The sequence below is a fragment of the Exiguobacterium sp. SH1S1 genome (assembly GCF_004337245.1).
GTDB lineage: Bacteria > Bacillota > Bacilli > Exiguobacteriales > Exiguobacteriaceae > Exiguobacterium > Exiguobacterium aurantiacum_A.
The window spans coordinates 1,226,092-1,252,149 of sequence record NZ_SJUZ01000001.1 but is presented as its reverse complement, the minus strand read 5'-3'; the positions used below and the strand labels follow the sequence as shown (position 1 = coordinate 1,252,149).

Below are 26,058 nucleotides of genomic sequence, written 5' to 3'. Positions count from 1 at the left end.
AGATGAGATTTCCCTTTGAGCAATCAAGAAAGACCCCTCAGAGACGATGAGGTAGATAGGTCATGGGTGGAAGCACGGCGACGTGTGGAGCTGAATGATACTAATCGGTCGAGGCTTTGATCTAGAAATGGTTTGAACTTGATGAGTCTTCAGTTTTCAGGGAACAATTCCCTTGTCTGGTGGCGATAGCGAAGCGGCCACACCCGTTCCCATGCCGAACACGGAAGTTAAGCGCTTCAGCGCCGAAAGTAGTTGGGGGTCTCCCCCTGTGAGGATAGGACGTTGCCAGGCAAGATCGTTCCGCAATAGCTCAGTGGTAGAGCAACCGGCTGTTAACCGGTAGGTCGTAGGTTCAAATCCTACTTGCGGAGCCAATAAGGCCCGTTGGTCAAGCGGTTAAGACACCGCCCTTTCACGGCGGTAACACGGGTTCGATTCCCGTACGGGTCACCATTTTGGAGGATTAGCTCAGCTGGGAGAGCACCTGCCTTACAAGCAGGGGGTCGGCGGTTCGATCCCGTCATCCTCCACCATTTTAATTAACCAATCAAACCATATATGCCGGTGTAGCTCAGTTGGTAGAGCATCTGACTTGTAATCAGAGGGTCGAGGGTTCAAATCCTTTCGCCGGCACTCCTTGGGGGGGTAGCGAAGTGGCTAAACGCGGCGGACTGTAAATCCGCTCCCTCGGGTTCGGCGGTTCGAATCCGCCCCCCCCCACCAGGTTTGAGCCATTAGCTCAGTTGGTAGAGCATCTGACTTTTAATCAGAGGGTCGCAGGTTCGAGCCCTGCATGGCTCACCATTTTTTTCGCGGAAGTAGTTCAGTGGTAGAATACGACCTTGCCAAGGTCGGGGTCGCGGGTTCGAATCCCGTCTTCCGCTCCATATTTATTCCCTGTAACGGGGCCTTAGCTCAGCTGGGAGAGCGCCTGCCTTGCACGCAGGAGGTCAGCGGTTCGATCCCGCTAGGCTCCACCACTTGTTTTTTTCTTAAGTTACTTACGACTTAAGTTTTTTTTTGCCTAAATCCATGAAACCATTCACTTAAGAGTACAGAGAAAGGCAGCCTGCCACCATTCAGGCTGCCTTTTTGCATGTTTATTCACCGGCGTGTTAAGTTGAACCACACATTTGGTAGCGTTTACAATGTAGGTATCAATCGCTCAAGGGGGAATGGCTATGCAATGGTCATATATTGAAGTACCACTCCGTTACGGACAGGGGAAACACGGAGTCGATCAAGGTCCAACTAAATTGCGAACACTCGGAATCGAGGCGTTACTGCCAACGGGGACGCTACAACAAACGATTCGCGTCTTGCCAGAGTCAGAAATTCAAGTGAATGAAGAACATTTAAAGCGCGTAGACGGCGTCTTGTATACGGTCAATGAGCTGGCAGACGTCGTTGCTGCCGATATTGAAGCAAATCGATTCCCGTTGATCGTTGGGGGCGATCACAGCATGGCAATCGGGACACTCGCTGGGCTCGCCAAAACCGGACCGTACGGAGTAATTTGGGTCGATGCCCATGCTGATTTGAATACGGGGGAAACATCACCGTCAGGCAATATCCACGGGATGCCGCTTGCCGCTGCGATGGGTCTAGGTGACATCCGATTGACGGAAGTCGGTGGGCGTGAACCAAAGCTTGCGCCAGAACATCTAGTGTATATCGCTTTACGTGATATTGATGAGGGAGAGATGCGAGCGATTAAGCAGCTTGGAATCAAGGTCGTGACGGTCGAAGAAGTTCGGACACGTGGCGTCGAGACAATCATGGCTGAAACGATCGAGTATTTACGTGACCGTGTCGATCGCTTCTATCTAAGCTTTGATATGGACAGTTTGGACGCTCAACTCGTCCCCGGAACAGGGACCCCAGTCGAGGGCGGTTTGACGGCTGAAGAAGGGAAAGCAATTTTGGCGGAAGCGATGAAAGCCGACGAGTTGATTGCGATCGAGCTCGTCGAATTGAACCCTGCACTTGACCAAGAGGATACAACCGCTCAACTCGCCTTCAGTTTATGCGAAACGATTTTGAAATCCAAAGAAAACCTGTTACTGGAAAGCAAAATAGTCTAACCGCCTTACAGTTTCCAAATCCGTTTGCTACAATGGGTTTGGAAACTTTTTTTGTGTGATGTGAAACCTGATCAGACAACTGAACGTATACTGTATTGACCGCATAGGTTGCGGAGAGGGGAAGTGGATTGATGGAACGGCTGACCACCCGTTTAGTAGACGAATTAAGGTCGGGGAATCACGATTCGTTTGCTGAGCTGGTAGAACTGTACAAGGATGGTGTCTTTGCCGTCGCCTTTAAGATTTTATACGATCGTGGCGAAGCCGAGGATGCTGCCCAAGAGACGTTCATTCGTGCATATACCCGGATTGATACGTATGATCCGCAGTATAAGTTCAAGACATGGTTGTATCGAATCGCCACGAACGTCGCCATCGACCGTCTCCGAAAGCGAAAGCCGGAGTACTCGATGGATGCCGAAATCGCTGGCACGGATGGTCTCACCTATCAAGACCATTTGGCCGATGATGCCCCCCAACCCGACGCCCAAGTCGTTCACCGCGAGATTCGAGGCGAAATGCATGAGGCAATCCAGCAACTGCCGGACAAATATCGTATCCCGTTACTGCTCAAGTACGTGGACGATTTGTCGCTCAAAGAAATTAGCGTCATGATCGATATGCCGGTCGCAACGGTTAAAACAAGGATCTTCCGGGGAAGAGAAATGTTAAAAACAATCTTTCAAAACAGGGAGGGGTTCAATTGACTCCTGAAGAGAAACTGCAACAATACTTGGAAGATGGCATCCTGCCCGAAGAATCTGACGAATTACGTCAATTACTAGAGGACGAAGCCTTATACGAGGCGTACCTTCAGTACGAACGAATAGATGCCGAACTTAAAGCACTTCCACGTCCTAAGCTATCAGACGATTTTACGGCGCGTGTGATGGCGGCCATTCCTGAAGCGAAAACGTCTCCGCCGGCGACACCGGTCGTGCGTCTTGAAGACCGTCCACGGCCACGGAGAAAACCGCATTCGAAACAGATGACTTGGTTCCGGAAGCATCCGGGACTCGTCGCGGCCTTACTATTCTTTAGTTTAATGTCGAGCGCGACACTCGGTTTATGGAACGGGTCTACCGAAACCATGACGTACACGAAAGTACCTGGAATCGTTGTCACAGCGAACGAGGTCGTCGTACCGAAAGACGTCATCGTCGATCGTGACATTACGGTCCAAGGTGGGGACCTGCGGATCGAAGGTACCGTCAACGGCAATGCGACAGCCGTGCACGGCCGAGCCTATTTGGCCAGTGCGGGTGAAGTGACCGGAGAGCTCGAACAAATCGAGCAGATTTTTGAGTGGGTTTGGTACTCCATCAAACAAATACTTTAAGAGAGGCGCCTCAGGGCGTCTTTTTTCATTCGTTTCAATCTGGTTTCGTTTTGTCATCTAACGATGCGTCGTTTGGGAAATATGATATAATGAAACTTGCACGAATTGGCTAGGTAGTTGAGGAGGGGAGCATTTGCCGCTACTTGAAAAGGTTTCAATCTTATCATTTTTTAGTCTTTCAGAGAACGTACATTGGTACGATTATTTGAATGACGTTTTAGATATTGTCGTCGTCACGTACGTCATCTATAAACTGATGATGATCGTCCGTGGGACAAAAGCGGTCCAACTGATAAAAGGGATTTCAATCATCCTCGTCAGCTGGTTCCTCAGCGGATTTTTTGGTTTAAAGACGTTACAGTTCTTGCTGAACCAAGTGATCACGTATGGTTTGCTTGGGATCATCATCATCTTCCAACCAGAACTTCGACGTGGGCTTGAGCACTTAGGGCGAACGAGCAATTTGTTCGGTCGTACGAGCACGAGCGATGAGGACAAGCAACGACAAATGATCGAAGCGATTGTCAGTTCGGCACAGTACATGTCGAAACGTCGAATTGGGGCGTTGATCGCGATTGAACGAGATACCGGATTGAACGAATACGTTGAAACCGGTATCCGGATGGACTCGCACATCACGTCACAACTGATCATCAATTTATTTATTCCGAATACACCGCTTCACGATGGGGCGATGATTATCCAAGACGGGAAAATTGCAGCGGCGGCTTGTTATTTACCGCTCTCGGAAAGCCCGCACATCGATAAGGCGCTCGGGACGAGACACCGGGCCGCGATCGGGGTCAGTGAAGTGACCGATAGCGTGACGCTCACCGTTTCAGAAGAGACGGGTGCGGTATCTCTAGCGATTGCTGGACGTTTATACCGCGAGCTAGACGAGGAGGCACTTCGCAACAAGTTGATCCAAGAACTTGTTATTGAAGAAAAAGAGACGACACTCTCGTTCTTTAATAAAAAAGGGGGGGACAAGTAAGTGATTGATCAGTGGTTACAACATAAATGGTTTCTCCGCATCATCGCACTTGCTTTAGCCATCCTTCTTTATTTTATGGTCGCCGAGACGAGCTCGTCGACCAATTCAACAAATGCATTGCCGATTGTCGGGCAAAGCTCGATGTCGCTTGACGTTCCTGTCGAAGTATTCTTCGATGAAGTACAATACGTCGCGTACAACGTTCCGGAAGAGATGAACGTTGAGCTGCAAGGTCCATCGAGTAGTTTGACGATGACAAAATTGGTGAAAGATTATCAAGTGTTCGTCGATTTAACGAACCTCGGTACTGGGTTCCATCGTGTCCCGGTGGAAGCACGAGGTTTCGGCGGTGACGTCAACGTAAAGCTTGAGCGGGACACTGTTGAAATTTACATCGATCGCAAACAGACAGTTGAAGTGCCCGTTTCGGTCAACTTGTTAAATAAAGACCAGTTGCCGGAAGGGTATGTGGTCGGAGAAGCGGAAATCGAGCCGGCGACTGTAAAAGTGTCTGGTGGCGAAAGCCGGATTCAAAACGTAAAAGAAATCACATTGAACGTCGATGTGGCGAATCAAAATCAGACGTTCACGCGTGAGGTGCCGCCGACGATTTTAGATGCGAACGGAAACCCGCTTAACGTGACGGTCGAACCGAACATCATCAACGTCACGGTTCCTGTCTATGAACAAAGTGCCGTGTTCCCGATTGAAGCTGTCACGACCGGCGAAGTTGCCGATAAATTCAGGCTCGTTGACACGTTGTTAGAGGAAACAGAAGTCCGTGTTTTCGCACCGCGCGAAGTGCTCGATGCACTAGACCGTGTTGAGACCGAGCCGATTGACCTTGATGGCGTCGATCAGACGGGGAAAGTGACAGCGAAGCTTGTCCTGCCTGAAGGCGCATCATCGCTCGCTGCCGAACAAGTGGAAGTCCAGCTACTCGTCCGAGCGGATGATCAAACGCGAGATGATACCGGGGAATTGACGGAACGCATCCGTTTAACCGTGCCTGTCACGGTCAGAGGCTATGATCGGACGAACTATACGCTTCAAGCACCGGAAGTCGTCAGCGTCACATTGTCAGGTAAACGATCACTCCTTGAGAGCGTGACGTCGAACAGCATCAGTGTGACACTAGATTTGACGGGTCTGCCGAGTGGTTTGCATGGGGTCGATGTAGACTATGAAGTACCGAAAGGCGCGACGGTCGTCTCGCCGAAAACAATCGACGTCGAGTTAACGAGCGTCGAAGACCAAACCGAAACGTCTTCGCTTCAATGAGACGTTCAATCATACAAAAGTGAGGAAACGAATATATGGGTAAATATTTTGGAACAGATGGGGTCCGCGGTGTCGCGAACTCAGAATTGACAGCAGAACTAGCTTATCGTTTAGGACGCATTGGTGGTTACGTGTTATCGAAGCACTTGCCAGCCGGTGAGCAGCCGAAAGTATTGATCGGGCGTGACACACGCATTTCAGGTCATATGCTCGAAGGCGCACTGATCGCAGGTCTTTTGTCAATCGGAGCGGAAGTGATGCGTCTCGGTGTCATCTCGACACCAGGTGTGGCTTACTTGACGAAGTCGCTTGACGCGACAGCAGGTGTCATGATCTCAGCTTCACATAACCCGGTTGCCGACAACGGCATCAAATTCTTCGGTAGCGACGGTTTCAAGCTCGATGATGCGACCGAAGCAGAGATCGAAACGATTCTCGACGCTGCGGAAGATACACTCCCGCGTCCGACAGGGAAAGATCTCGGATTCGTCTCGGACTACTATGAAGGGGCACAAAAGTACCTTCAACTCTTGAAACAGACGGTTGATGAGGACCTCGATGGTCTCCATATCGCCCTCGACTGTGCCCACGGCGCGACGAGCGGCCTTGCGGCTCGCTTGTTCGCTGACCTTGAAGCGAACGTCTCGACAATCGGGAACTCGCCGAACGGGTTGAACATTAACGAAGGCGTCGGCTCGACACATCCGGAACACTTGGCACAATTCGTTCGCGAAAAGGGAGCGGACATGGGCCTTGCGTTTGACGGAGACGGAGACCGCTTGATTGCAATCGATGAAAACGGCGACATCGTCGACGGCGATAAAATCATGTACATTTGCGGAAAATACTTGAGCGAAAAAGGTCGTTTGAAAGACAATACGATTGTCGCGACGGTCATGAGTAACCTTGGCTTCCACAAAGCAGTCGAAGACGCAGGTATGACGGCTCTTCAAACAGCTGTCGGTGACCGTTACGTCGTCGAAGAGATGAAGAAGCATAACTACACGCTCGGTGGCGAGCAGTCGGGTCATCTCATCTTCCTCGATTACTCGACGACGGGCGACGGGATGCTCTCGGGTGTCCAACTCGCACAAATCGTGAAGACGACAGGACGCAAGCTGTCTGAACTAGCAGCTGAAATGCCGGTCTATCCACAAACGCTCGTCAACATTCGCGTCACGAATAAACAGGATGCGATGACAGGGGAGCGCGTGCTCACAACGATTCAAGAAGCGGAAGCTGAAATGAACGGCAACGGGCGTATTCTCGTCCGTGCATCAGGTACAGAGCCACTCGTTCGAGTGATGGCTGAAGCGCCGACGAAGGAAGACTGCGACCGTTACGTCGAACAAATCGCTCAAGTCGTCCGTGAAGATTACGGTGTTGAAGGATAATTTTGTCGAAACAGGGAATAACACAAGGGAATCCAATTTTGGGTTCCCTTTTTGTTTCCGTTTTGTCACTGTGAAATCATCTGATTTTCTTGACGGATGGGGGTGTGATTTGTACTATTAAGAGCGTGACCTTAGAAACGGAGGGGCACAAAGTACGAGAAAGCGCCAGAACTCTTTATGAGTTGACGAGGTTGGAGGTTATCGAGATTTCGGCGGATGCCTCCTAGTCGCCTGTCACGACTAAAAGCAATCCCTCAAAACGTCCGGGTGACCGGACGGCCAAAGGGGAACGCATTGACAGCTCTTTGAAAAAGCCCGTTTCCTTTTTCGAGAAATCGAATATAGAGGAGATTTTTGTATGTGTGGAATTGTAGGAATGATTGGGAATACCGGAGCGAAGGAAATCCTTCTCAAAGGTTTAGAGAAACTCGAGTACCGCGGTTATGACTCGGCAGGTCTTGCGTTGATGCACGATAACGTCAACGTTCATAAGGAAGTCGGTCGCATCGCTGCGCTACGCGAAGTCGTCCCAGCAGAAGTAGACGGATTGATCGGAATCGGCCACACACGTTGGGCGACACACGGGGTACCGAGCGTACCGAACGCCCACCCGCACCAGAGCACGACGGGCCGCTTCACGCTCGTCCACAACGGCGTCATCGAGAACGACGAGCAGATCAAGGCGACGCTCGACGCACCGTTCCTCTCAGAGACGGACACGGAAGTCATCGTTCAATTGATGGAGAAGAACTTCGTCGAGCTTGGTGACGTCGAATCGGCGTTCCGCAAGACGCTCTCAGAGCTCCACGGCTCGTACGCGATCGCGATGATCGACTCAGAGGACCGCGAACGCCTCTATATCGGTAAGAACAAGTCGCCGCTCCTCGTCGGACTTGGTGATGGCACGTTCAACGTCGTCGCGTCGGACGCGATGGCGATGCTCCAAGTGACGGACCAGTACCTCGAGCTCCACGACGGCGAGATCGTCATCTTGACACGTGAGTCGGCGACGATCAAGACGCTCGACGGCGACGTGCTCGAGCGCGCGCCGTACACGGCCGAGATCGATGCGTCAGACATCGAGAAGGGCACGTACGCGCACTACATGTTGAAGGAGATGGACGAGCAACCGGCCGTCATCCGCAACATCATCCAACACTACCAGAACGACAATGGCGACATCGAGCTCACAGAAGGCGTCCGTTCGCTCGTCTCAGAAGCCGACCGCATCTACATCGTCGCTTGTGGAACGAGTTACCATGCTGGTCTCGTCGGCAAGCAATTGATCGAGCGTGTCGCTGGTGTGCCGACTGAAGTGCACGTCGCGTCAGAATTCGGTTACAACATGCCGCTCCTCACGGAGAAACCATTGTTCCTCTTCATCTCACAATCAGGTGAGACGGCCGACAGCCGTGCCGTCCTCGTCGAAGTGAAGAAGCGCGGCTACAAAGCGCTCACACTCACGAACGTTGCCGGTTCAACGCTGTCGCGTGAAGCGAATGAGACGATGCTCCTCCATGCTGGCCCTGAGATCGCGGTCGCATCGACGAAAGCGTACACGGCGCAAATCGCCGTGCTGGCGATCCTTGCTTACGACATCGCTCGTGCGAACGGGAAGAAGCTTCCGTTCGACCTCATGACGGAACTCGCTCGCATCGCGACGATCATGGATTCGGTCATGGCTCAAAAAGAAATCTTTGAGCAGTTGGCTGACAAGTTCTTGAAAGAATCACGTAACGCGTTCTTCCTCGGTCGTGGGATGGACTCATACGTTGGTCTTGAAGGCGCGCTCAAGCTGAAAGAGATCTCGTATATTCAAGCGGAAGGCTACCCAGGCGGTGAGCTCAAGCACGGACCGATCGCGTTGATCGAAGACGGCACACCGGTCATCACGCTCGTCTCGCAACCGAACACGCACCTCAACATCCGTGGAAACATCAAGGAAGTTGTCGCTCGTGGCGCAGTTGCCTGCACGATCTCGATGGAAGGCATGGAACACGAGAGTGATTCATTCGTCTTGCCGCGTGTCGAGCCGTTGCTTACACCACTCGTAACAGTACTCCCGCTTCAACTCATCTCATATTACGCTGCACTCGCACGTGACTGTGATGTCGACAAGCCACGTAACTTGGCGAAGTCAGTAACTGTAGAATAAAGAGTAGGCCAAGATCTTTCGAGATCTTGGCTTTTTTGTGATTTACGTTGCGTCAACCGGCTTGATATACTGAGTCTATAAACGATTAAGGAGAGAACGCCATGCGAATCCAAACATTTAAAACATTCATCCTGCCGGTGGAAGTGCGTTCATAAGTTGGCCCACCTCCTCCGATGATTCACCGTATTGGAACAATCATATCGGAGGACTACCCAATTGAAGATTCAACAACTGTATTACATGGTCACGAGTTCGCGCTCACTTGTCATCCAGATGGTATTCACGCTGAACGCCATCTATTACGTGACGACCGCCGAGCTTAACGCGTTGCAGCTCGTCTTGATTGGCACGATTTTAGAAGTATCGATTTTCCTGTTCGAGCTGCCGACGGGACTCGTCGCGGATTTGTACGGCCGCAAACGGTCGATTGTCATCGGCACCGGTTTGATCGGACTAGCCCACTTGTTAGAAGGCGGCATCCCAGAGTTTTGGGCCATCGCAATCGCCTCTTCACTGTGGGGAATCGGTTGGACGTTCATCAGCGGGGCCGAGCAGGCGTGGATTGCCGATGAGATGGGGAACCAGGAGTTAGAACAGGTGTTTTTACGAGGCGCTCAGTACAGTTCACTCGGTCGCTTTATCGGGATTGGGATAGCGGTGCTATTCGCAGAAATGACGTCCGTGCAAACGACGATTGTCGTCGCTGGAGGTTTGTTAATAGGACTCGCGCTCCTCATCTGGAAAGTAATCCCGGAAACGAGGTTTGAGCCGATCACCCGAGCTGGCACCTCAAATCTGCTTCAGGCGAAGCAGACGGTAGCAGAAGGCTACGCCCATATCCGCGGCAATGCGATCCTCGTTGGGTTGGCCGCCATCACGCTCGTCTGGGGACTCGCGAGCGAAGGGTTCGACCGGTTGTGGGGCGCTCATTTGATCGATACGTTTCGGTTGTCAGAACAAGCGGCTATCTATTGGTTCGGCCTGTTTTATGCCGTTGCGTTTTTACTGAACATGCTCGTCCTCAAAGGTGTCGAGACGTACATCAAAGGACGCTACGCGACGACATTGTTTTGGTTCAACGTTTTGCTCATCCTCACGATGCTTGCGTTCGCATGGGTCGGACAATTCTTTGTGGCCGTCTTGTTGTATTGGACGATTGCCGCGCTTCGGAACGTGCATTATCCGCTCATGAGCGTCATGACGAACGAGCGGCTCCCGTCCAAGGGCCGGGCGACGATTTTGTCGATGTTCGGTCAAGTCGATGCGTTCGGCCAAGTCGCCGGCGGTCCACTCATCGGCCTCGTCGCCCTATATACGTCGATTCAAGGGGGGCTCGGGGTGTCAGCACTGTTGCTATTACCGATGCTCTATTTTTTAAGAAGGATTAAGCACCACTAATTCGAAGACCGTGCCTCGATTCGTTCGAGGACGGTTTTTTCAGTTAGATAACGAATCCGCTACAAATGTCTTGTCCGAGCGCAATCAGGGTACAGTAAATATGAGACGGCACAAATGAGGGGAGCGATTCGATGAAACAAAAGAAATGGGCGACGACACTTGGTGCCATGTTGCTCGCGACGTCACTCGCCGCCTGCGGTGATACGACAGAAGAAGACCAAGCGATTGACGTGACAGAAGAACAAATCGCAGAGCAAGAAGAGGAGCATGGCGCAATGGACCATTCGGGATCGGGTGAGGTGCCTGCCGAGTTAGAAGAAGCGGCAGACCCGACGTATCCGATTGATTCGATGGCCGTGTTGACTGCGGACCATATGCTTGAGATGGAAGGCGCGGAAGCGAAAATCGTCGGTGCTTATGAGACTACAGCTTACGCGGTCACGTATACACCGACAGATGGCGGGGAACCGGTCGAGAATCACAAATGGGTGATTCATGAAGAACTCGATACATCCGAACCGGCCCCGCTTGCTGATGGGACCGAGGTGACGCTTCAGGCCGATCATATGGAAGGCATGGACGGCGCGACCGCGACGATCGACTCCAGTGAACAAACGACCGTGTATATGGTCAACTTCATGTTGCAAGACGGAGAAGAAGTGACGAATCATAAATGGGTGACTGAAAATGAATTAGAACCGAAAGAGTGACGAGAAGACTAAAAACAGGGCGATGCCCTGTTTTTCTATGGAGTTTGAAACATTTCATGTCGCGTTACGTATAAGACAGGAAACACGAATGAAAAGAGGAAACAATATGGTTCACACATGGAATGAGCGAGCGCATACTGCGTTAAAAGGGAAGATGGGGATGTTGCTCATCTGGTCGTTCGCGTGCTCGGTTCTATTAGAGATAGGATTGATGGTGGACACGACCTATTACGGCTTGGCGATAGAATCTGTTGCGCTGACCGTCCTTAGTCTTGGTGGTATCTTATTTTACATAGCCCTCTACCCAGTTATCGTCGGATACAACTGGATTATGTTAGAGACGGTACGAGGCCAGACAGTTCGATTGAGTGACGTCTTCGCTCCGTTTCGTCACCGCTACGGGAAGCACCTGCTTGCGACGCTTCTCGTCATGTTGTTCCAAGTCTTATGGACACTATTGTTGGTCGTACCTGGCATCGTGAAGTACTTCTCGTATGCATTCACGTATTTCATCTTGCGCGACGAGCCGGAACTGTCCATTACAGAGGCAATTACGAAATCAAGGGATTTGATGCGCGGACAAAAATGGGATGCGTTCAAACTAATTTTGCCGTTTATCCCGATGTATTTAGTCGGTTGGATTTTTTACATACAGCTCGAATTGGTCGTTCTCGGCTCATGGATTTTTCTTGTCGCGACGTCACTCATTCGTCCGTTCATCGTCAGTCGGTTTGCGGTCATGTATGAAGACGCACGTCGGGCGTATGACGAGCAGTGGAACCGCTCGGCATGAAGCGCATCGAGTCTGATGTGACACGCTGACTCGTGATACAATCTTCCTGAAAGAGGGGAATGCACATGAATATTGGAATCATTGGGGCAGGACTTAGTGGGATTGTCGCAGCACGGGAACTCGTCCGGCAAGGACATACGGTTGAACTGATTGAGAAGAGCCAGAGCGTCGGTGGACGCTTGGCGACCCGACGGATCGGGGCCGGGAAAGCCGATCACGGGGCCGTCTATTTCACCGTACGCGGGGAAGCGCTTAAACAGGCGGTCGCCGATTGGGTCGAGCGGGACTGGGTAAGCGTCTGGTACGCCGACCCGTATCCGCGGTACATCGCCCGTGACGGCATGAACGCGCTCGCCAAACAGTTGGCCGACGGCTTGACCGTCCAATTGAACGAGCGGGTCGAGACGGTCAGTATGGAGAGTGGGACGGTCGTCGTCACGACAGACGTGGCGACGCGCCACTATGACCGTCTCCTCATCACGTCACCGCTCCCACAGACGTTCGAGCTGCTCGCTGACTTATCGAGTCAGGTGGCTGAGTCGTTGCGTGAGCTGACTTACGCCCCGACGTTCGTCGGATTGTTCGAGTTCGCGGGCGACACCCAAATCGGTGCGGACGGGATTATCGATACGGACTTGGCACCTGGTCTGTTGAAAATCATCAATAACCGGCAAAAAGGCATCTCGGCGACAGAACTCGTCAGCGTCTACATGGATGAGGCGTGGAGTGAAGCTTGGTATGAGCGGCCAAGTGAAGACACGCTTCAAGAAATCGAGCGGTTGCTAACAACCGTGACCGGAGACGTAGCGATTCAGTCGAGACAGTTGAAGCGGTGGCGCTACGCCCAGGCGACAGACGTTTGGCACGAGCCGTACTATAAATTGAACGACGCACCGATTTACTTGGCGGGTGACGTCTTCCTCGAGCCGGACGATGCTTCAGGGCGGACTCGGTTCGAAAGTGCGTACGTCTCGGGTCTCCGCGTTGCGGCAGCGATGCGGTCCTAAACCTTCTGCGGAAGGTTTTTTTGATCACGACGATACGATTTTGAGAAAGGAGGCGTTAATTACGTGAATCGGGTGAGTCTGAAACCGTTGCGCATACAGGACGAAATCGCATTGTACACGTTTGAATGTGAGAACCGACCCTATTTCGAGCGTTACGTCCCGAGCCGTGGAGACGCGTACTATGAACCTGAAGCATTTCGTCAGGCGTTGGAACATTTGTTGGCCGAACAAGTGAACGGGGATGGATATTATTATTTGATTTGGCATGGTGAGTCCATCGTGGGGCGTCTCAACGTCCATCATGTCAATTTCGAGACCGGGGAAATCGGCTATCGAATCGGTGGGGACTATGTAGGTCGTGGATATGCCACCGCAGCCCTTCAGCAATTACTTACGCTTAACCTTCCTCGATTCACACGATTGATTGCCAAGACGACGACAGATAATAAGGCGTCCCAACACGTCTTGATGCGTTCTGGCTTTTCTCGTGAAGATGAAATACATCAGATTGAATGGGAAGGACGATTCTTATCTTTTTACACATACGTTTACGAAATGGACCGATGAAGCGCCTACTTCATCGGTCTTTTTATTTGACCTCATCTAGTTTAGGGCATAAACTATCTCTAACTAGTTTAGGGGGTAAACCAAAATGAAAGAATTGATGCGGGAGGCCGTCCAACTATTTGAAGAAGTCATGTTCCACGGAGCGGAACATGTCATTGAGGCGATGGAAGGCGACGTCTGGCGCGAGTATTCGCGTGAACAGCTCCAACTATTAAAACTGCTCGAACAGTTCGGCCCGATTCAAGCGGGTCAGTTGGCGATGAAACAAGGTGTGCATAAGAGCGCCGTTTCAAACCGCTTAAAAAAACTCGTTGAGAAACAGCTCGTCGTCAGTCGACGCGGGCAAGACCAACGTGAACGGTTGATCGAACTGACAGCGGCGGGACACCACGTCGTCGAACAGGCAGATACGGCCGTCTACCATTATGTCGAGTCACTACTCGACGGGAAAATAGATGAGACAGAGATCGAACAGTTCGTCCGGACGTTCCGGAAAATCAAAGAGCTGCTTCGAATTGGGGAGGAATAACACGTGCGCAAAATTATTCAATGGCGCTTCGGCATCTTGATCGGTCTCGTCGTGTTGACGGCGGCCTTGTTCGTAGCGGCACCAAACTTGACCGAACAGGCAGAACAGGCGGGAAGTTTCCAACTGTCTGAAGACATGGACTCGCAACGCGCGCAAGACATCTTGAACGCTGCGGGCAAAAGCGATAAGACGATTTCGCTCGTCTATGAATTTGAAGCGCTCGGAGATGCCGAACGGGCCGATATTGCCCGGGTAATCGACGAGCTGGAACAAAATGATACGGTCGTCAAAGATGTGCTCGACCCGTTCGAGAACGCCGAGACGGAGGCACAACTCGTCTCGGAAGATGAACGTATCGTCCTCGTCCCGATCACGGTCGAAGGATCGATGGAGGACATCAACGCTTTCGCGGACGATGTCCGCGAGAACATCCTCCCGACAGACGAGACCGTCTACATCACAGGTGAAGAAATCATCAACAACGATGTGAACTTGAGTGCGCAGGAAGGGTTGAAGAAGACCGAGATCATCACGGTCGTGTTGATCTTCGGACTGCTCTTGCTCGTGTTCCGTTCAATCGTGACCCCGTTCATTCCGTTGATCGCGGTCGGGTTCACCTATCTCCTCAGCCAATCGTTCGTCGCGTTCTTCGTCGACTGGTTCGGTTTCCCGGTCTCGAACTACACACAAATTTTCCTCGTGGCGATTTTGTTCGGGATTGGGACCGACTACTGCATCCTGCTGCTTAGCCGGTATAAAGAAGAACTCAGTGCCGGGCACGCGATCGAGGACGCCATCGTCAACACGTATAAGACGGCTGGACGGACGGTGCTCATTAGTGGTCTCGCCGTATTCGTCGGCTTCGCCGCGATCGGATTTGCCGATTTCCCGATCTTCAAGTCGGCCGTCGCGGTCGCGGTCGGGATTGCCGTCTTGTTGCTCATCTTGTTCACGGTTGTGCCGTTCTTTATGGCGACGCTCAAGAATCGCTTGTTCTGGCCGTCGAAAAAAGCAGGCGAGCATCACGACAGCAAGCTGTGGGCCGGATTCAGCCGCATCTCGGTCAATCGTCCGTTCGTCTCGATCCTTGTCGTCGCACTGATCACCGTGCCGGTGTTGTTCACGTACGACGATGCCCGGTCGTTCAATACGGTCGATGAGATCGGTGACGATTACGACTCGGTGCGCGGTCTCAATTTGATCTCGGAAGGGTTCGGGCAAGGCGAATCGCTCCCGGTTCAAATTATCTTGAAACAAGAGTCGGAACTGACCGAGTCGGATATTTCGTACATCGAGAAGTTCGCGAGCGAATTAGAAAAAGTCGATGGTGTGAGCGGTGTCCGTTCGATCACACGTCCGACCGGTGACGTCATCGATGATTTTTATGTCGATACGCAACTCGAACAAGTGAGTTCAGGGCTTGCCGAGGCAGAGACCGGGCTCGGTGATGTGCAAGACGGGCTCGCTCAAGTCGAGACCGGTCTAGACGCGGTCGTCAGTCAACTGCCGGCTGGTACGACGAACGCCGGGGCGCCGCTCGCAGAAGCGGCGACGGGACTCGGCCAACTGAACGCCCAACTCGGTTTGATCGGACAAGGTCTCACGGCAACGCAAAACATCCCGGCGACCGTGGCGCAACTGCAACAAGTGTCTGGTGGTCTCAGTCAGATCGAGGCGGGTATCAATGAAGCAGCGTCTGTGTTGACGGCGCAAGGTGCGCAAGTCAGTGAGCTCGGATCGGGACTCGGCCAACTCGCGACTGGTGTCGGTGAAGCGAACGCTGGGCTCGCGCAAATCGAAACCGGTCTTGGCGACGCGGTGGCGTTCCTCTCGGCACTCAGTGAAGCGGACAGCCTGCGTGATACGGGCGTCTATTTACCGGAAGGAACGCTCACGTCAGACGAGTTTGCCCCGGCCGTCGAACGTTACGTGTTCGACGAGGGGACGGCGACACAACTCGAGGTCATCCTTGATATGGACCCGTACTCGCCGGAAGCAATCGATACGGTCGAAACGTTGAAACAGACGATGGAACGTGTCGTCACGGACACCCCATTTGATAACGCGACCATCGGTTACGCCGGGATTTCAAGCATTAACAGCGATTTAAACGAGACATCGACAAACGACTTCAATCGGACCGTCGCCATCATGCTCGTGACGCTGTTCGTCGTTTTGACGGTACTATTCCGTTCGATGATCATGCCACTCTATATGATCGGGTCACTGTTGCTCACGTACTACACGTCAGCGGCGATAACGGAGCTCATCTTCGTTGAAGGGCTCGGTTATGACGGCATCAGCTGGGCCGTACCGTTCTTCGGGTTCGTCATGTTGATCGCGCTCGGCATCGACTACTCGATCTTCCTACTCGATCGGTTCCGTGAAGAATCGATTAACGGGATGACGGTGCGTGACGCCCTCGTCCACGCCATGACGAAGATGGGTACGGTCATCATGACGGCGGCCGTCATCCTCGCCGGGACGTTCGGGGCGATGATTCCGTCTGGTGTACTCAGCCTCGTCCAGATCGCGACAATCGTCATCACCGGTCTGTTGTTGTACGGGTTGATCGTGCTGCCACTTCTCATCCCGGCGATCACCGTATCGTTCGGAGATGGTGTCTGGTGGCCGTTCAAACGAAAGAATAAATGACTGAACAAGACGTCATTCAATTAAACTGTCCCTCAATTGTTAAGTACAAATGACAATTTGAGGGACAGTTTTTATTTGTTTAGTCAATGTAATAAAAATAGCGAAAAACAAACTTCATATTGGAAAAAATGCACCGAAGTATAGTGTAGATCTCTATTCTACTGAAAGAAGGCAACAATCATGGTGAATCATTTTGAAAAAATAAGTTCGTTGTTAGTATCTCGTATGTTGATCGTTTTATTTTTCCTCTCTTATCCGATTATGGGTGTTTTGTACTGGATCGGGGAGCTCGCCGGACAAGACGCAGTCAGTTTTATTGTGGTGGGGAGTGTCATTCAGATTGGATCATGGCTCGGCCATCGCTTCTATGTAGAGCATGCTTGGTTGAAGTATGGGCTCGTCACATTGATGTACATTTCGGCTTCAGCGATTATCTTGACGCTACCAGGTGCGGCGATTCAAAATGTCGTCTTTCTTTACATCGTATTGACGTTGATCTACTTGAATCGGCATCTTGTACTGTACGGTAGCATGCTCGCGCTGATCGTCTCGGTCGTAGCTGTGTTAACCGGGCGCTTTTCATTTGCAACGCCGCTCGACCTCGTCATTTGGTTCACGGTGCTCACAATGGCTTTGTCTGGCGCGTACTTTGTGTCGTTCTTTGGCGCAAAGTTGTTGCATGAGACGTTCGCGCAGCAAGAGAAAGCAGAACAACATGCAGGGGAAATCGAGCTGACAATGGCGAAAACGACAGCGAGTGCGACTACGCTTCACGGAGCTGTCTTCACGATGCGTGATTCAGTCGATTCAGTCACAAATGCTTCGGAACAAGTGACAGAACAAATCGGTTCGATGACGAAACGGACATCTGAACAGGCAGGTCTTATCCAAACTGTCGCTTCACAAATCCATTCAACTGTACAGGCGTTTGAACGAATGCAGCAGCAGCTCCAGGAGACAACGTCTCAAGTGAGTGGCGTCTTGCAGGACGCTCACGTCTCGCATGAAAACATGGACTCGACAGAACGGTCGCTCGCTGAACTGAACTTAAGTATCGGTGAAGTCAATCATGCGTTTAAAGGGTTGGCGGAGCGCTTCCAAGAAGTACGGACGATTACGGGGACGATTCAGCAGATTTCGTCTCAGACGAACCTCCTGTCGCTCAACGCCTCAATTGAAGCGGCGCGAGCGGGTGAGCACGGGAAAGGGTTTGCCGTCGTCGCGTCCGAGATTCGAAATTTGTCGGCTCAAACCGCCCAAGCCTCATCTCAAATCAATGATATTATCCAACTCGTCATGCAAGAGGTACAAGTGACGGAACGGGCGATCGATGGCAGTACAGAACGTTTGTCGACGCAGGAAGAGCAAGTCCGTAAGAGTGGGACGTCGATTCTCTCCATGATTCAAATGACAGGGACGGTCGCGAGCACGGTGGATGAGACATCGACCCAGCTCCAAGTCGTCGCATCAGAACTGAACAAAGTCCATCAAGTGACGGGCCAAATGTCAGCACTGATGACAGCTCTCGAAGAGAACGGTCAAGACGTGCATGTGTTGACGACGTCGCAGCAACAGGCGTTGACTTCGTTAAAGGATCAAATTGCAGAATTGAACGAGATTGCGAACGAACTCGTCTAAATGATGGACACGCCTTAAAAATAGGCGTGTCCATTTGCGTATACATCTCTTCTAAAACGGGAAAAGTTTTGCGTCAGTCCTAAAATGAGGAGGAACGATCAATGGAAATTACGATCACAGCTATTTTAAAGGCTCACCCGGGCAAAGAGAGTGAGTTGCGTCAAGCACTCGATCAGGTCATCCCGCCGTCGCGGCAGGAAGAAGGGTGCCTCACCTACGTGTTACACGAGTCAATCGATGCGCCGGGTACGTTCGTGTTCTATGAAAAGTATCGGGACGAGACGGCGCTCGACCATCATATCAACTCAGCCCACTACCAAGCGTATCGGCAAGCTGCCGAGACGTTACTCGCCGTCCGTGACGTGTACCGTTTGCAAGAGGTCTGAAAGGAGACAGTCCGATGATCACGCAACCGATTATTCCGTGTATTTGGTTCGAGCAAGACGTCGAAGCGATTGCCGATTGGTACGTCTCGATATTTCCGGATTCATTCGTCGACTATACGACGAAACTTATCGACACTCCGCCTGGCGAGACGACGGTCGTCACGGTCTCACTCTTTGGTCAGTTCTTTCAACTGCTCGGTGCCGGTAACTTGAAGGAGCGGAATCCGTCCTTCTCCTATATGGTCTCGCTCCCGACGTCAGAAGAAGTCGATACGCTGTGGGACAAGTTATCGGACGGTGCTGACGTGCTCACGCCGCTCGACACGTACGACTTTAGTGAACGTTACGGTTGGTTGAAAGACAAGCACGGCGTCTCTTGGCAAATCATGCACAACGGTGGCATGGACATCCAGACGGTGACCCCGTGTCTGTTATTCGTCGGGGAGGCGTTCGGTCGGGCCGAGGCGGCGATGGACGATTGGGTCACGGTATTTCCGGACTCTTACGTCCTCGACGATCAGATGATCCGTTACGATAAAGACGATGGCCCAGAATTAGAAGGGAAGTTGAACTACGCCCGTTTCGTCTTATCTGGACGTGAGTTCGTCGTCATGGACAGTGCCGAGCATCACCAGTTCGCTTTCAACGAGATGCAGTCGCTGATCGCGTTTTGTGAGACACAAGACCAAATCGATGCGTATTGGGATGAACTATCGTCCGTACCTGAAGCCGAACAATGCGGTTGGCTACAGGACCGCTACGGCGTCTGCTGGCAAATCGTGCCGTGGGAGATGGAAGAGATGCTGACGACCGGCACGCCGGAACAGTTGGCGCGGGTAACGGCAGCGTTCTTGCCGATGAAGAAGATCGATCTGACCGAGTTGCGAAAAGTATATTGAAATGAATCATGCCGCCCTTAACGAATCGGGGCGGCATGGTTTTATTCGCGTATCTTTTTAGAGAGTGCGTCTTTCTCGATGATCGTATCGGACAGACGCAGCTGTTCGGCCGCTTCGTCGATGAAAGGCTCACATTGACTGAGCGGTAGCTCGTCTCCTGTCTCGACCGCGTAACACGTCCCGTTTCCGATGGGTTCGGTCAAGTTGGGAACATAGTAGAGCGTGTCGTACCGGAACGACCCGTTACGGAACACGGTCAAGTTCGGTTCGTCGTCGAGCAATGTGCTACCGAGCATGTAGGCGGGCTCCATCCCGAGCAACTCTAGGATGGTCGGGGCGATGTCCGCTTGACCGCCGCTCGCTTCGATCGTTCGACCTTCGTTCAAGTTGGCTGGCTTGATGTAGAGCGGAACAGAACGGTCGAGCTGAAACAGTTCGACGGCCGAATCGGCGTTCGCTTGCTCGGCCATCTCGTCACCTGCTGAGGTCAGCCCGCTGTCATGATCGCCATAAAAGACGACTAACGAATTATCCCACGTCCCGTTCGCCTTCAATTGATCGACCATCAATCCGACGGCCGCGTCGACGTAATGGATGGTATGGTAATAGTTTTGAAGCAGCGGATCGTCATATCCGGTCAAGTCCAAACGCTTCTCTTCTTCCGGAATGTCGTACGGCGTATGGCTCGTCAAAGCGACCATGAACGCATAAAACGGTTCTGCTAACGTGTCCATCGCTTCGACGGAAGTGGTCAAGAAGTCTTTGTCGTTAAGTGCCATGCCGATCACGTCCTGAGCGGGGTAATCGTCTTTGCTGAAAAAATGATTGAAGCCGATATTGTCGTAGACGTTGTCGCGGTTCCAAAACGTTTTATCGAACGCATGCATCGCGGCCGTATCATAGCCGGCTTGGCGCAAACGTTCAGGTAAGGCGTCAAACGTATGGTCACCGTACTGGGTGTACACTGAACCGGATTTGACGGGATAGAGCGAGGTGTTGACCGTGAATTCCGCATCCGACGTCCGGCCTTCGTGCGTCTGATGATAGAAGTTCGGGAAGTACAACATCTCGTCACGAAGCGCGTTCAAGTTCGGTGTCAGTTCCTGTCCGTTGATCGTCTGTCCGATCACCGACGTCTGGAACGACTCGAGCTGCAGCATGATGACGTTCGTATCAGCCGTTGTCTCGACGTCGGTTGGAGTCGAGGTACCGAGCCGCGTCTCTTCTTGTGCGGTTAAGCCGTCTCCGAAGCCGAGTTGGTCGCCGATGCCACGGAATAAGTCGAGGCCGTGATACCCCCAAAAGCCGTACTCGTAATATTCACGCATGTTCGAAATCGGTGCTTGCTCGTCATCATTCGGCTGACTGACGGTTAATGGAACGACGAAGGCGGCCAAGCCGATGACAAAACCGGCAGCGGCGATCCGGCGGTTTTTTCCTGTGACTTGCGCAGGTCTTTTTCTCATATAGACGAGGACAGCGGTATAAAGCACCAGGTCCGCGAACAATAGAAAGTCGGTCGGTTGAATCAACGTCAGGAAGCCGCCGCCGACGTCGCCCATCTGACCAACGTCTGACAAAAGCGCGACCGACAACAGATTGCCGAAATAGCGGTAATACCAGACGTCGGAGATGAGGAGTGTGCTGTGTAGAAACAGCGAGGCGAATAAAATCCAGCGCCGTGTTTTCGTCTTCACGAGTAGAGCCCAGCTCGTCATCATGAGAATCATCCCGATATTGACGAGTAAAAAATGAACGTTGAACGCGCTCGCGGTCAAGACGCTGAATAAAAATAGTTTGGCAAGTGATAGTGACAGATAACTCCAATAATCAAGATATTTCATAAATAGCCTCCAAACGGTACGTACACGTCGTATTCTTTTTCATGTACCTGTTCGTAGGTGGCGGGAAACATGGGGGTGTGCGATACGGACGAAAAAAAGCGAGGCGAGCGCCTCACTTGATCAAAAATGTGTCCCGAAGCTCGATGATCGTGCCTTCCGGGGCTTTTAGTTTGCTCAAATGTCCATCGACGACGAAGTAGATGTTGCCGCCATGTTTCGGCAAGAACGTGACACCGAGCGCCTCGAGCCGACGGACTTCCGCTTCAAGGTCATCGACGTACAAGGCGAAGTGAACGGGTCCGGCCGCATGTTTCGAATACGGCGATAACGTCTCGTCGGTCTTCGCCGTCTGGAGTTCGATATAGAAGTCGCCGAGCTTGAGCCAACTGTTGAACGCCCGGGTATGGAAGTTGGGTGACTCTTGGACGAGCTCAAAACCGAGCGTTTCATAAAATTGCTTTGACGCCGCATAGTCGGGCGTTTGGATACAGAGATGGTGGATTTGTTTCATCGTGTCACTCCTTTGCTTTCATTTTAGCGAATAGGAGCCTGAAGCGGAACTTTTCTTGAACGAAGACGTATACGACACCGAGGAGGGATACATATGGAAATCCAATACGAATTGACGGAAGAAGACTACATTCACTTCAACTTGAGTCATATTAGACGTTCAAAGATAGGGAAGAGGATGCTATTCCTGCAGCGCATCATCGGGCCCGTCATCATTTTAGGTGGTGGCGCTTTGACGTTCGCGACATTGTTTCAAGATACGAGCTGGTGGCTGTTTGGGGTGTATGGCGTCATCAGCCTCATCTGGTTTCTGTATTATCCGAAGTATTTTGAACGGCATATCCGAAAACAGACGAAGCGGATGATTCAAGAACGAAGCAATGAAGGCATGATCGGCCCGCATACGATGGATCTGGATGAAGACGGTCTTCGTGACAAAAATGCGTTCGGGGAGACGAAAGTCTCATGGAGCGGCATCAAGGAAGTCGTCGAGGAAGCCGATTATGTGTATTTGTATAACTCGTCGGTCAGCGCCTACATCTTGCCGAAACGCGGGCAGGACATGGAGGAGGTACAACGATGGCTACCGATGCGTTGACGATTCAACCGATTGATGAGACGAACTTGGATGCGGTCGTCGCCTTGACCGTCGCACCTGGTCAGGCCCGCTTTATCGAAACGAACGCGGAATCGCTCCGCGAGATGGACGTCGACGTCAAGTACGCGTGGACGTGCTACGCGCTCTGTCGAGACAATCAACCGGTCGGCTTCATGATGGTCGGGGCCGAGAACAAGGTGGAGCGTTACGTCTGGCTCGACCGCTTTATGATTGATATGGATGAGCAAGGGAAAGGCATCGGGTCAACATTTTTGCAACTTGCGATTGAGTGGATGCAAGAGCGATTTGATGTCGATGACCTCATCCTCAGCCTCCATCCGACGAATGAACCGGCGAAACGGTTTTATGCGAAGGGCGGATTCGAGGACAGTGGCTTGATTGATGAAGCGAACGGGGAAGAGATTTGGGTGTATCACGTGAAGCAGGGACAGCCTTCCTAAGTCGGCCGTCCCTGTTTTGGTGGTTGTTGTTCAATTATCGCTTCACCGTGAGCGGACGCAACTGTTTGACCCGCGCCAAGACGATCCAGCCGAGGATGGCTCCAGTCATGCTCGAGGCGAGGAAGGCCGGGAAGAAGAACAGCGCCCCAAACTCAGAACCCATTAAGATTTTCGCGTATGGGACGGCGATGAGCGAGGCAATGACGCCCGTCCCGATGACTTCACCGAGCGCAGCGAAAGCGACCCGGTTCGTCCGCACGTAAAATAGTCCAGCAAGCAAGGCGCCGATCATACCACCTGGGAAGGCGAGCAACGACCCGGTCCCGGTCATGACACGGACAAGTCCGGTCACGAACGCGACGAGGACGGCACCAATCGGACCGACGGTGACGGCGGCGATGACGTTCACCATATGTTGCACCGGATAGGCCCGGGCGACACCGGTCGGGATGGAGATGAATAAGGAGCCGATGATGGCGATGGCGATGAGCATCGCCATCCAAGTGAGTTGTTGAATACGCATGAAGTGTCTCCTTTCAAAATGAAAACGCACTTCTCCAAGTGGAAAAGTGGCGTGGACAGACAGACGTATCCAAGCCACTTCCCTACGCTGGTATGAGCCAGATCAGGTTCGAAGGGTCCGGCAGTTGCCGTCTCAGCCCGAAGGCTCCCCTAGTGGTCGTTTATTGGTTTGAGTATAGCATAACGTTATTTTGTTGCCTCAATTTTTCGCGGTCGGAAGATGAAATAAATGATACCGCTATACAGGGCGTATAAAAACAGGGAAAACATGAGATTGATGACCCACGGGAGTGTACCCATAAATACGGTGACCGAGGCGTTACGGAACCAGCCGAGTGAAAGACATAGTCCGACAAAGCTGAGCACGATCGTCGTCCAAAAGCTGATATCTGGACGTCTCGACACACGGCGAACGACTAGACCAATTATGAAGCTGAAGACAGCCGTCGCACCTAAATACATATAGAGTAGCGCATCGACCGGGTATGAATAATAGACAACGTCCATATTATTTCCTCCTAAACGAAGTGTGGTGAAAGGAAGTGAGGTCAGTGAGGGATGCCATCCCATGGCGTGACGAGTCTTACCGTGAACAGTTCGAGCACTGGCTCGATGGTCACGTGCCAGGCGTGACGTGGCGGGTTGTGAAAGATACCGATTTGACATACTTGATGTATGGAGAGTACGGGGCAGACCGTTACTACGCCAAGGCGGTGACAGCAATCAGTGGTGGCGAGGCTGAACTGTCGATGCATCTAGCCGAACGGCATCCGGGACTCGTCCCGGAGGTCATCGCCATTGCCGCGACACGCAACTGGCTACTTATGCGAGACATCGGCGGGTATGCACTTCGTGAATACCCTAAGCACAGTCGGTACAAAGCGGCTGTGCGTCAATATGCGAAACTACAGAGAAAAGAAGCGAATTACACGGATACGCTTTTGGCCTACGGTATCCCGGACCGGCGTCCGGCTCGTCTAAAAGAAGAGATACGGACGTATTTACCCGAGTTATGTACGGGGTTAGATCGAGATAAGGCAGAGGCGGTGCTGGCGCTCCAAGACGAACTCCTCACCATGTGCGACGAGCTCGCGACTGGGGTGCCGATGAGTCTCGAGCACGGCGACTTACATGGCGGCAACATCTTTTGGCGCAAACAGACGGATGACTTATGTATTCTCGATTGGGGCGATGCGACCGTCACCCATCCGTTCTTCAGCGTCCGTGTGTTTTGGAACGCGCTCTACGACTTGTTGCCAGAAGACGATGAAGTCGCATGGTATGAACAGATTCAGAAGATGCGTACCGTCTACTTGGCTGAGTGGGAAGGTGTAGCGCCTCGGGACGTGCTATGGCGCCATTTGTTGATCGCTGAAGAGCTCGGTTGCGTGTATCGGGCGCTGTCGTGGCATGTATATGTGACCAACTATCGGTATGATCCGTCCGAGTCAGCCGATAAACCGGCCCAATGGCTCAACTTGTTCCTCGAGTATCGGGACTTGAAACGTCGCGGTACGTGATCACTCGTTCTTCTCGAGCAGGTTTTCATAATCCGTCTCGTTCCAAAACAGCTGGGCGATCGACTCCGGTGCTTTCAAAATCTCACCGTCTTGGTCGTAGACGATAGCGTAGCCGTTTTCGATCTCAAAGACGATCAAGTCGGCCGTCACTTCCTTGACGCCGTTCCCGGCAATGATGACGTTCTCGATTGGGTCGCGTGCGACTTGAACTCCCCATTCGTCGAGCTCGACGATGAGCGCTGACGTGTAGGCATGGCGGTCGTAAATCGATTGAAACTCGTCTTGCGTCAATGTGACGTCGGTCGGGGGGGCACTCGTCCCGTATTTGCGCTTCTCAATCTCCTCAACGAATTGCGTGAACGACTCTTCTTGCCAAAAGAGTGGTGCGACCGACTCGGGACCGTTGGCGACCTCACCGTCTTCATTCTCATAGACGGTCGCGTACGTGCCGTCGTCGAGCTTGAACGGATAAATATCGGCGTATGTATGATGGATCCCGTCCCCGGCGATGACGACGCGTTCGAACGTCTCACGGAACGGTGTTAGCCCTTGGGTTTCGAGCGCTGCTAACAAGTCTTGGGCAGTCTCGTGTTGGTCAAAGACGTCTTTGAAATCTTCTCGTGTCCATTCGATCGTCGCTTCTTCATCTTGTTCGTTCATATCAGGAGAGACGATTGGTTGCTCGGCTTGATCGGTACAACCTGTCAGCAAGAACGCGCTTAAGCCAAGTAGTCCTAATCGTTTCATAAAACAACCCCCTAGTAAGTTACATTA

The 26,058-nt window shown here is 52.2% G+C and carries 25 protein-coding genes, 8 tRNA genes, 2 rRNA genes and 1 riboswitch; of the genes, 30 read left to right on the top strand and 5 right to left on the bottom strand.

Annotated features, from left to right (window positions below):
• The 27 genes from EVJ23_RS06385 to EVJ23_RS06255 form a co-directional block, all read left to right on the top strand.
• A 23S ribosomal RNA gene (locus EVJ23_RS06385) occupies window positions 1–124 on the top strand; the annotation flags it as partial.
• 51 nt (window positions 125–175) lie between these two features.
• Window positions 176–291: ribosomal RNA gene (rrf, locus tag EVJ23_RS06380) — 5S ribosomal RNA — on the top strand.
• A gap of 8 nt (window positions 292–299) precedes the next feature.
• Window positions 300–374, top strand: a tRNA-Asn gene (locus EVJ23_RS06375).
• Window positions 375–378: 4 nt separating this feature from the next.
• A tRNA-Glu gene (locus EVJ23_RS06370) sits at window positions 379–453 on the top strand.
• A gap of 4 nt (window positions 454–457) precedes the next feature.
• Window positions 458–533, top strand: a tRNA-Val gene (locus tag EVJ23_RS06365).
• Between the two features lie 27 nt (window positions 534–560).
• Window positions 561–633: transfer RNA gene (locus EVJ23_RS06360), tRNA-Thr, on the top strand.
• 6 nt (window positions 634–639) lie between these two features.
• A tRNA-Tyr gene (locus EVJ23_RS06355) sits at window positions 640–723 on the top strand.
• Between the two features lie 5 nt (window positions 724–728).
• Window positions 729–804 (top strand) — tRNA-Lys (locus EVJ23_RS06350).
• A gap of 8 nt (window positions 805–812) precedes the next feature.
• A tRNA-Gly gene (locus tag EVJ23_RS06345) sits at window positions 813–887 on the top strand.
• 17 nt (window positions 888–904) lie between these two features.
• Window positions 905–980: transfer RNA gene (locus EVJ23_RS06340), tRNA-Ala, on the top strand.
• Window positions 981–1,181: 201 nt separating this feature from the next.
• Window positions 1,182–2,084 carry an arginase gene (gene rocF / locus EVJ23_RS06335; RefSeq protein ID WP_131464884.1) on the top strand — a complete coding sequence of 301 codons (903 nt, stop codon included), beginning with the start codon at window positions 1,182–1,184 and terminating at the stop codon, window positions 2,082–2,084.
• 131 nt (window positions 2,085–2,215) lie between these two features.
• Window positions 2,216–2,791: an RNA polymerase sigma factor SigW gene (sigW, locus tag EVJ23_RS06330; protein ID WP_070329318.1), complete on the top strand. Its 576-nt coding sequence runs from the start codon at window positions 2,216–2,218 to the stop codon at window positions 2,789–2,791.
• On the top strand, window positions 2,788–3,423 hold the full coding sequence (locus tag EVJ23_RS06325; protein WP_131464882.1) for a polymer-forming cytoskeletal protein: 636 nt from the start codon (window positions 2,788–2,790) through the stop codon (window positions 3,421–3,423). Before sigW ends, EVJ23_RS06325 begins: the two co-directional genes overlap by 4 nt.
• 133 nt (window positions 3,424–3,556) lie before the next feature.
• A complete protein-coding gene (gene cdaA / locus EVJ23_RS06320; protein WP_016508862.1) occupies window positions 3,557–4,417 on the top strand; it encodes a diadenylate cyclase CdaA in 861 nt (286 codons plus the stop codon).
• Complete coding sequence (locus EVJ23_RS06315; protein ID WP_070329316.1) at window positions 4,418–5,698, top strand: CdaR family protein; 1,281 nt, start codon at window positions 4,418–4,420, stop codon at window positions 5,696–5,698.
• A 35-nt stretch (window positions 5,699–5,733) separates the two neighbouring features.
• Complete coding sequence (glmM, locus tag EVJ23_RS06310) at window positions 5,734–7,092, top strand: phosphoglucosamine mutase (RefSeq protein WP_071398580.1); 1,359 nt, start codon at window positions 5,734–5,736, stop codon at window positions 7,090–7,092.
• Between the two features lie 358 nt (window positions 7,093–7,450).
• A complete protein-coding gene (gene glmS, locus EVJ23_RS06305) occupies window positions 7,451–9,247 on the top strand; it encodes a glutamine--fructose-6-phosphate transaminase (isomerizing) (protein ID WP_131464880.1) in 1,797 nt (598 codons plus the stop codon).
• 216 nt (window positions 9,248–9,463) lie between these two features.
• A complete protein-coding gene (locus tag EVJ23_RS06300; protein ID WP_131464878.1) occupies window positions 9,464–10,645 on the top strand; it encodes an MFS transporter in 1,182 nt (393 codons plus the stop codon).
• 131 nt (window positions 10,646–10,776) lie between these two features.
• Window positions 10,777–11,355: a YdhK family protein gene (locus EVJ23_RS06295; RefSeq protein WP_131464876.1), complete on the top strand. Its 579-nt coding sequence runs from the start codon at window positions 10,777–10,779 to the stop codon at window positions 11,353–11,355.
• A gap of 106 nt (window positions 11,356–11,461) precedes the next feature.
• The gene (locus EVJ23_RS06290; RefSeq protein WP_131464874.1) at window positions 11,462–12,148 is read left to right on the top strand and encodes a DUF975 family protein; all 687 of its coding nucleotides are present in this window, start codon (window positions 11,462–11,464) and stop codon (window positions 12,146–12,148) included.
• A gap of 65 nt (window positions 12,149–12,213) precedes the next feature.
• Window positions 12,214–13,155 carry an NAD(P)/FAD-dependent oxidoreductase gene (locus tag EVJ23_RS06285; protein WP_236633489.1) on the top strand — a complete coding sequence of 314 codons (942 nt, stop codon included), beginning with the start codon at window positions 12,214–12,216 and terminating at the stop codon, window positions 13,153–13,155.
• A gap of 63 nt (window positions 13,156–13,218) precedes the next feature.
• Window positions 13,219–13,722, top strand: a complete 504-nt coding sequence (locus EVJ23_RS06280; RefSeq protein ID WP_131464870.1) for a GNAT family N-acetyltransferase — start codon at window positions 13,219–13,221, stop codon at window positions 13,720–13,722.
• 85 nt (window positions 13,723–13,807) lie between these two features.
• Window positions 13,808–14,251: a MarR family winged helix-turn-helix transcriptional regulator gene (locus tag EVJ23_RS06275; RefSeq protein ID WP_131464868.1), complete on the top strand. Its 444-nt coding sequence runs from the start codon at window positions 13,808–13,810 to the stop codon at window positions 14,249–14,251.
• Between the two features lie 3 nt (window positions 14,252–14,254).
• Window positions 14,255–16,906: an MMPL family transporter gene (locus EVJ23_RS06270; protein WP_131464866.1), complete on the top strand. Its 2,652-nt coding sequence runs from the start codon at window positions 14,255–14,257 to the stop codon at window positions 16,904–16,906.
• A gap of 270 nt (window positions 16,907–17,176) precedes the next feature.
• Window positions 17,177–18,544, top strand: coding sequence for a methyl-accepting chemotaxis protein (locus EVJ23_RS06265; RefSeq protein WP_236641222.1), 1,368 nt, complete (start codon window positions 17,177–17,179; stop codon window positions 18,542–18,544).
• A 101-nt stretch (window positions 18,545–18,645) separates the two neighbouring features.
• The gene (locus EVJ23_RS06260) at window positions 18,646–18,930 is read left to right on the top strand and encodes a putative quinol monooxygenase (RefSeq protein WP_131464862.1); all 285 of its coding nucleotides are present in this window, start codon (window positions 18,646–18,648) and stop codon (window positions 18,928–18,930) included.
• 14 nt (window positions 18,931–18,944) lie between these two features.
• Entirely contained in the window at window positions 18,945–19,829 is an 885-nt protein-coding gene (locus tag EVJ23_RS06255; RefSeq protein WP_131464860.1) for a VOC family protein, read from the top strand.
• A 41-nt stretch (window positions 19,830–19,870) separates the two neighbouring features.
• On the opposite strand, the gene EVJ23_RS06250 is transcribed toward EVJ23_RS06255, so the two are convergent.
• On the bottom strand, window positions 19,871–21,673 hold the full coding sequence (locus EVJ23_RS06250) for an LTA synthase family protein (protein ID WP_131464858.1): 1,803 nt from the start codon (window positions 21,671–21,673) through the stop codon (window positions 19,871–19,873).
• A 112-nt stretch (window positions 21,674–21,785) separates the two neighbouring features.
• The gene (locus EVJ23_RS06245; RefSeq protein ID WP_071398570.1) at window positions 21,786–22,184 is read right to left on the bottom strand and encodes a VOC family protein; all 399 of its coding nucleotides are present in this window, start codon (window positions 22,182–22,184) and stop codon (window positions 21,786–21,788) included.
• 93 nt (window positions 22,185–22,277) lie between these two features.
• Between EVJ23_RS06245 and EVJ23_RS06240 the strand changes: the two genes are divergently transcribed.
• Together EVJ23_RS06240 and EVJ23_RS06235 are read left to right on the top strand one after the other, a co-directional pair.
• Complete coding sequence (locus EVJ23_RS06240) at window positions 22,278–22,781, top strand: YcxB family protein (RefSeq protein WP_131439552.1); 504 nt, start codon at window positions 22,278–22,280, stop codon at window positions 22,779–22,781.
• Entirely contained in the window at window positions 22,763–23,242 is a 480-nt protein-coding gene (locus tag EVJ23_RS06235) for a GNAT family N-acetyltransferase (RefSeq protein ID WP_131439550.1), read from the top strand. Before EVJ23_RS06240 ends, EVJ23_RS06235 begins: the two co-directional genes overlap by 19 nt.
• 34 nt (window positions 23,243–23,276) lie before the next feature.
• Here the strand turns inward: EVJ23_RS06235 and thiW are convergent, their stop codons facing one another.
• Together thiW and EVJ23_RS06225 are read right to left on the bottom strand one after the other, a co-directional pair.
• Window positions 23,277–23,765 carry an energy coupling factor transporter S component ThiW gene (thiW, locus tag EVJ23_RS06230; RefSeq protein WP_131464856.1) on the bottom strand — a complete coding sequence of 163 codons (489 nt, stop codon included), beginning with the start codon at window positions 23,763–23,765 and terminating at the stop codon, window positions 23,277–23,279.
• A 62-nt stretch (window positions 23,766–23,827) separates the two neighbouring features.
• A riboswitch (TPP riboswitch) is annotated at window positions 23,828–23,926 on the bottom strand.
• 24 nt (window positions 23,927–23,950) lie between these two features.
• Entirely contained in the window at window positions 23,951–24,271 is a 321-nt protein-coding gene (locus EVJ23_RS06225; RefSeq protein ID WP_131439546.1) for a hypothetical protein, read from the bottom strand.
• A 44-nt stretch (window positions 24,272–24,315) separates the two neighbouring features.
• On the opposite strand from EVJ23_RS06225, the gene EVJ23_RS06220 reads away from it, so the two are divergent.
• A complete protein-coding gene (locus tag EVJ23_RS06220; protein ID WP_131464854.1) occupies window positions 24,316–25,284 on the top strand; it encodes an aminoglycoside phosphotransferase family protein in 969 nt (322 codons plus the stop codon).
• Here the strand turns inward: EVJ23_RS06220 and EVJ23_RS06215 are convergent, their stop codons facing one another.
• Window positions 25,285–26,031 carry a hypothetical protein gene (locus EVJ23_RS06215; RefSeq protein ID WP_131464852.1) on the bottom strand — a complete coding sequence of 249 codons (747 nt, stop codon included), beginning with the start codon at window positions 26,029–26,031 and terminating at the stop codon, window positions 25,285–25,287. It abuts the gene before it with no gap.
• Window positions 26,032–26,058 lie beyond the last annotated feature (27 nt).

Bases quoted from the DNA above. Each gene is read 5' to 3' on its own strand.
- rocF (WP_131464884.1), top strand. From the start codon at position 1,182: ATGCAATGGTCATATATTGAAGTACCACTCCGTTACGGACAGGGGAAA.
- sigW (WP_070329318.1), top strand. From the start codon at position 2,216: ATGGAACGGCTGACCACCCGTTTAGTAGACGAATTAAGGTCGGGGAAT.
- glmM (WP_071398580.1), top strand. From the start codon at position 5,734: ATGGGTAAATATTTTGGAACAGATGGGGTCCGCGGTGTCGCGAACTCA.
- glmS (WP_131464880.1), top strand. From the start codon at position 7,451: ATGTGTGGAATTGTAGGAATGATTGGGAATACCGGAGCGAAGGAAATC.
- EVJ23_RS06295 (WP_131464876.1), top strand. From the start codon at position 10,777: ATGAAACAAAAGAAATGGGCGACGACACTTGGTGCCATGTTGCTCGCG.
- EVJ23_RS06290 (WP_131464874.1), top strand. From the start codon at position 11,462: ATGGTTCACACATGGAATGAGCGAGCGCATACTGCGTTAAAAGGGAAG.
- EVJ23_RS06285 (WP_236633489.1), top strand. From the start codon at position 12,214: ATGAATATTGGAATCATTGGGGCAGGACTTAGTGGGATTGTCGCAGCA.
- EVJ23_RS06275 (WP_131464868.1), top strand. From the start codon at position 13,808: ATGAAAGAATTGATGCGGGAGGCCGTCCAACTATTTGAAGAAGTCATG.
- EVJ23_RS06260 (WP_131464862.1), top strand. From the start codon at position 18,646: ATGGAAATTACGATCACAGCTATTTTAAAGGCTCACCCGGGCAAAGAG.
- EVJ23_RS06255 (WP_131464860.1), top strand. From the start codon at position 18,945: ATGATCACGCAACCGATTATTCCGTGTATTTGGTTCGAGCAAGACGTC.
- EVJ23_RS06250 (WP_131464858.1), bottom strand. From the start codon at position 21,673: ATGAAATATCTTGATTATTGGAGTTATCTGTCACTATCACTTGCCAAA.
- EVJ23_RS06245 (WP_071398570.1), bottom strand. From the start codon at position 22,184: ATGAAACAAATCCACCATCTCTGTATCCAAACGCCCGACTATGCGGCG.
- EVJ23_RS06240 (WP_131439552.1), top strand. From the start codon at position 22,278: ATGGAAATCCAATACGAATTGACGGAAGAAGACTACATTCACTTCAAC.
- EVJ23_RS06235 (WP_131439550.1), top strand. From the start codon at position 22,763: ATGGCTACCGATGCGTTGACGATTCAACCGATTGATGAGACGAACTTG.
- thiW (WP_131464856.1), bottom strand. From the start codon at position 23,765: ATGCGTATTCAACAACTCACTTGGATGGCGATGCTCATCGCCATCGCC.
- EVJ23_RS06225 (WP_131439546.1), bottom strand. From the start codon at position 24,271: ATGGACGTTGTCTATTATTCATACCCGGTCGATGCGCTACTCTATATG.
- EVJ23_RS06215 (WP_131464852.1), bottom strand. From the start codon at position 26,031: ATGAAACGATTAGGACTACTTGGCTTAAGCGCGTTCTTGCTGACAGGT.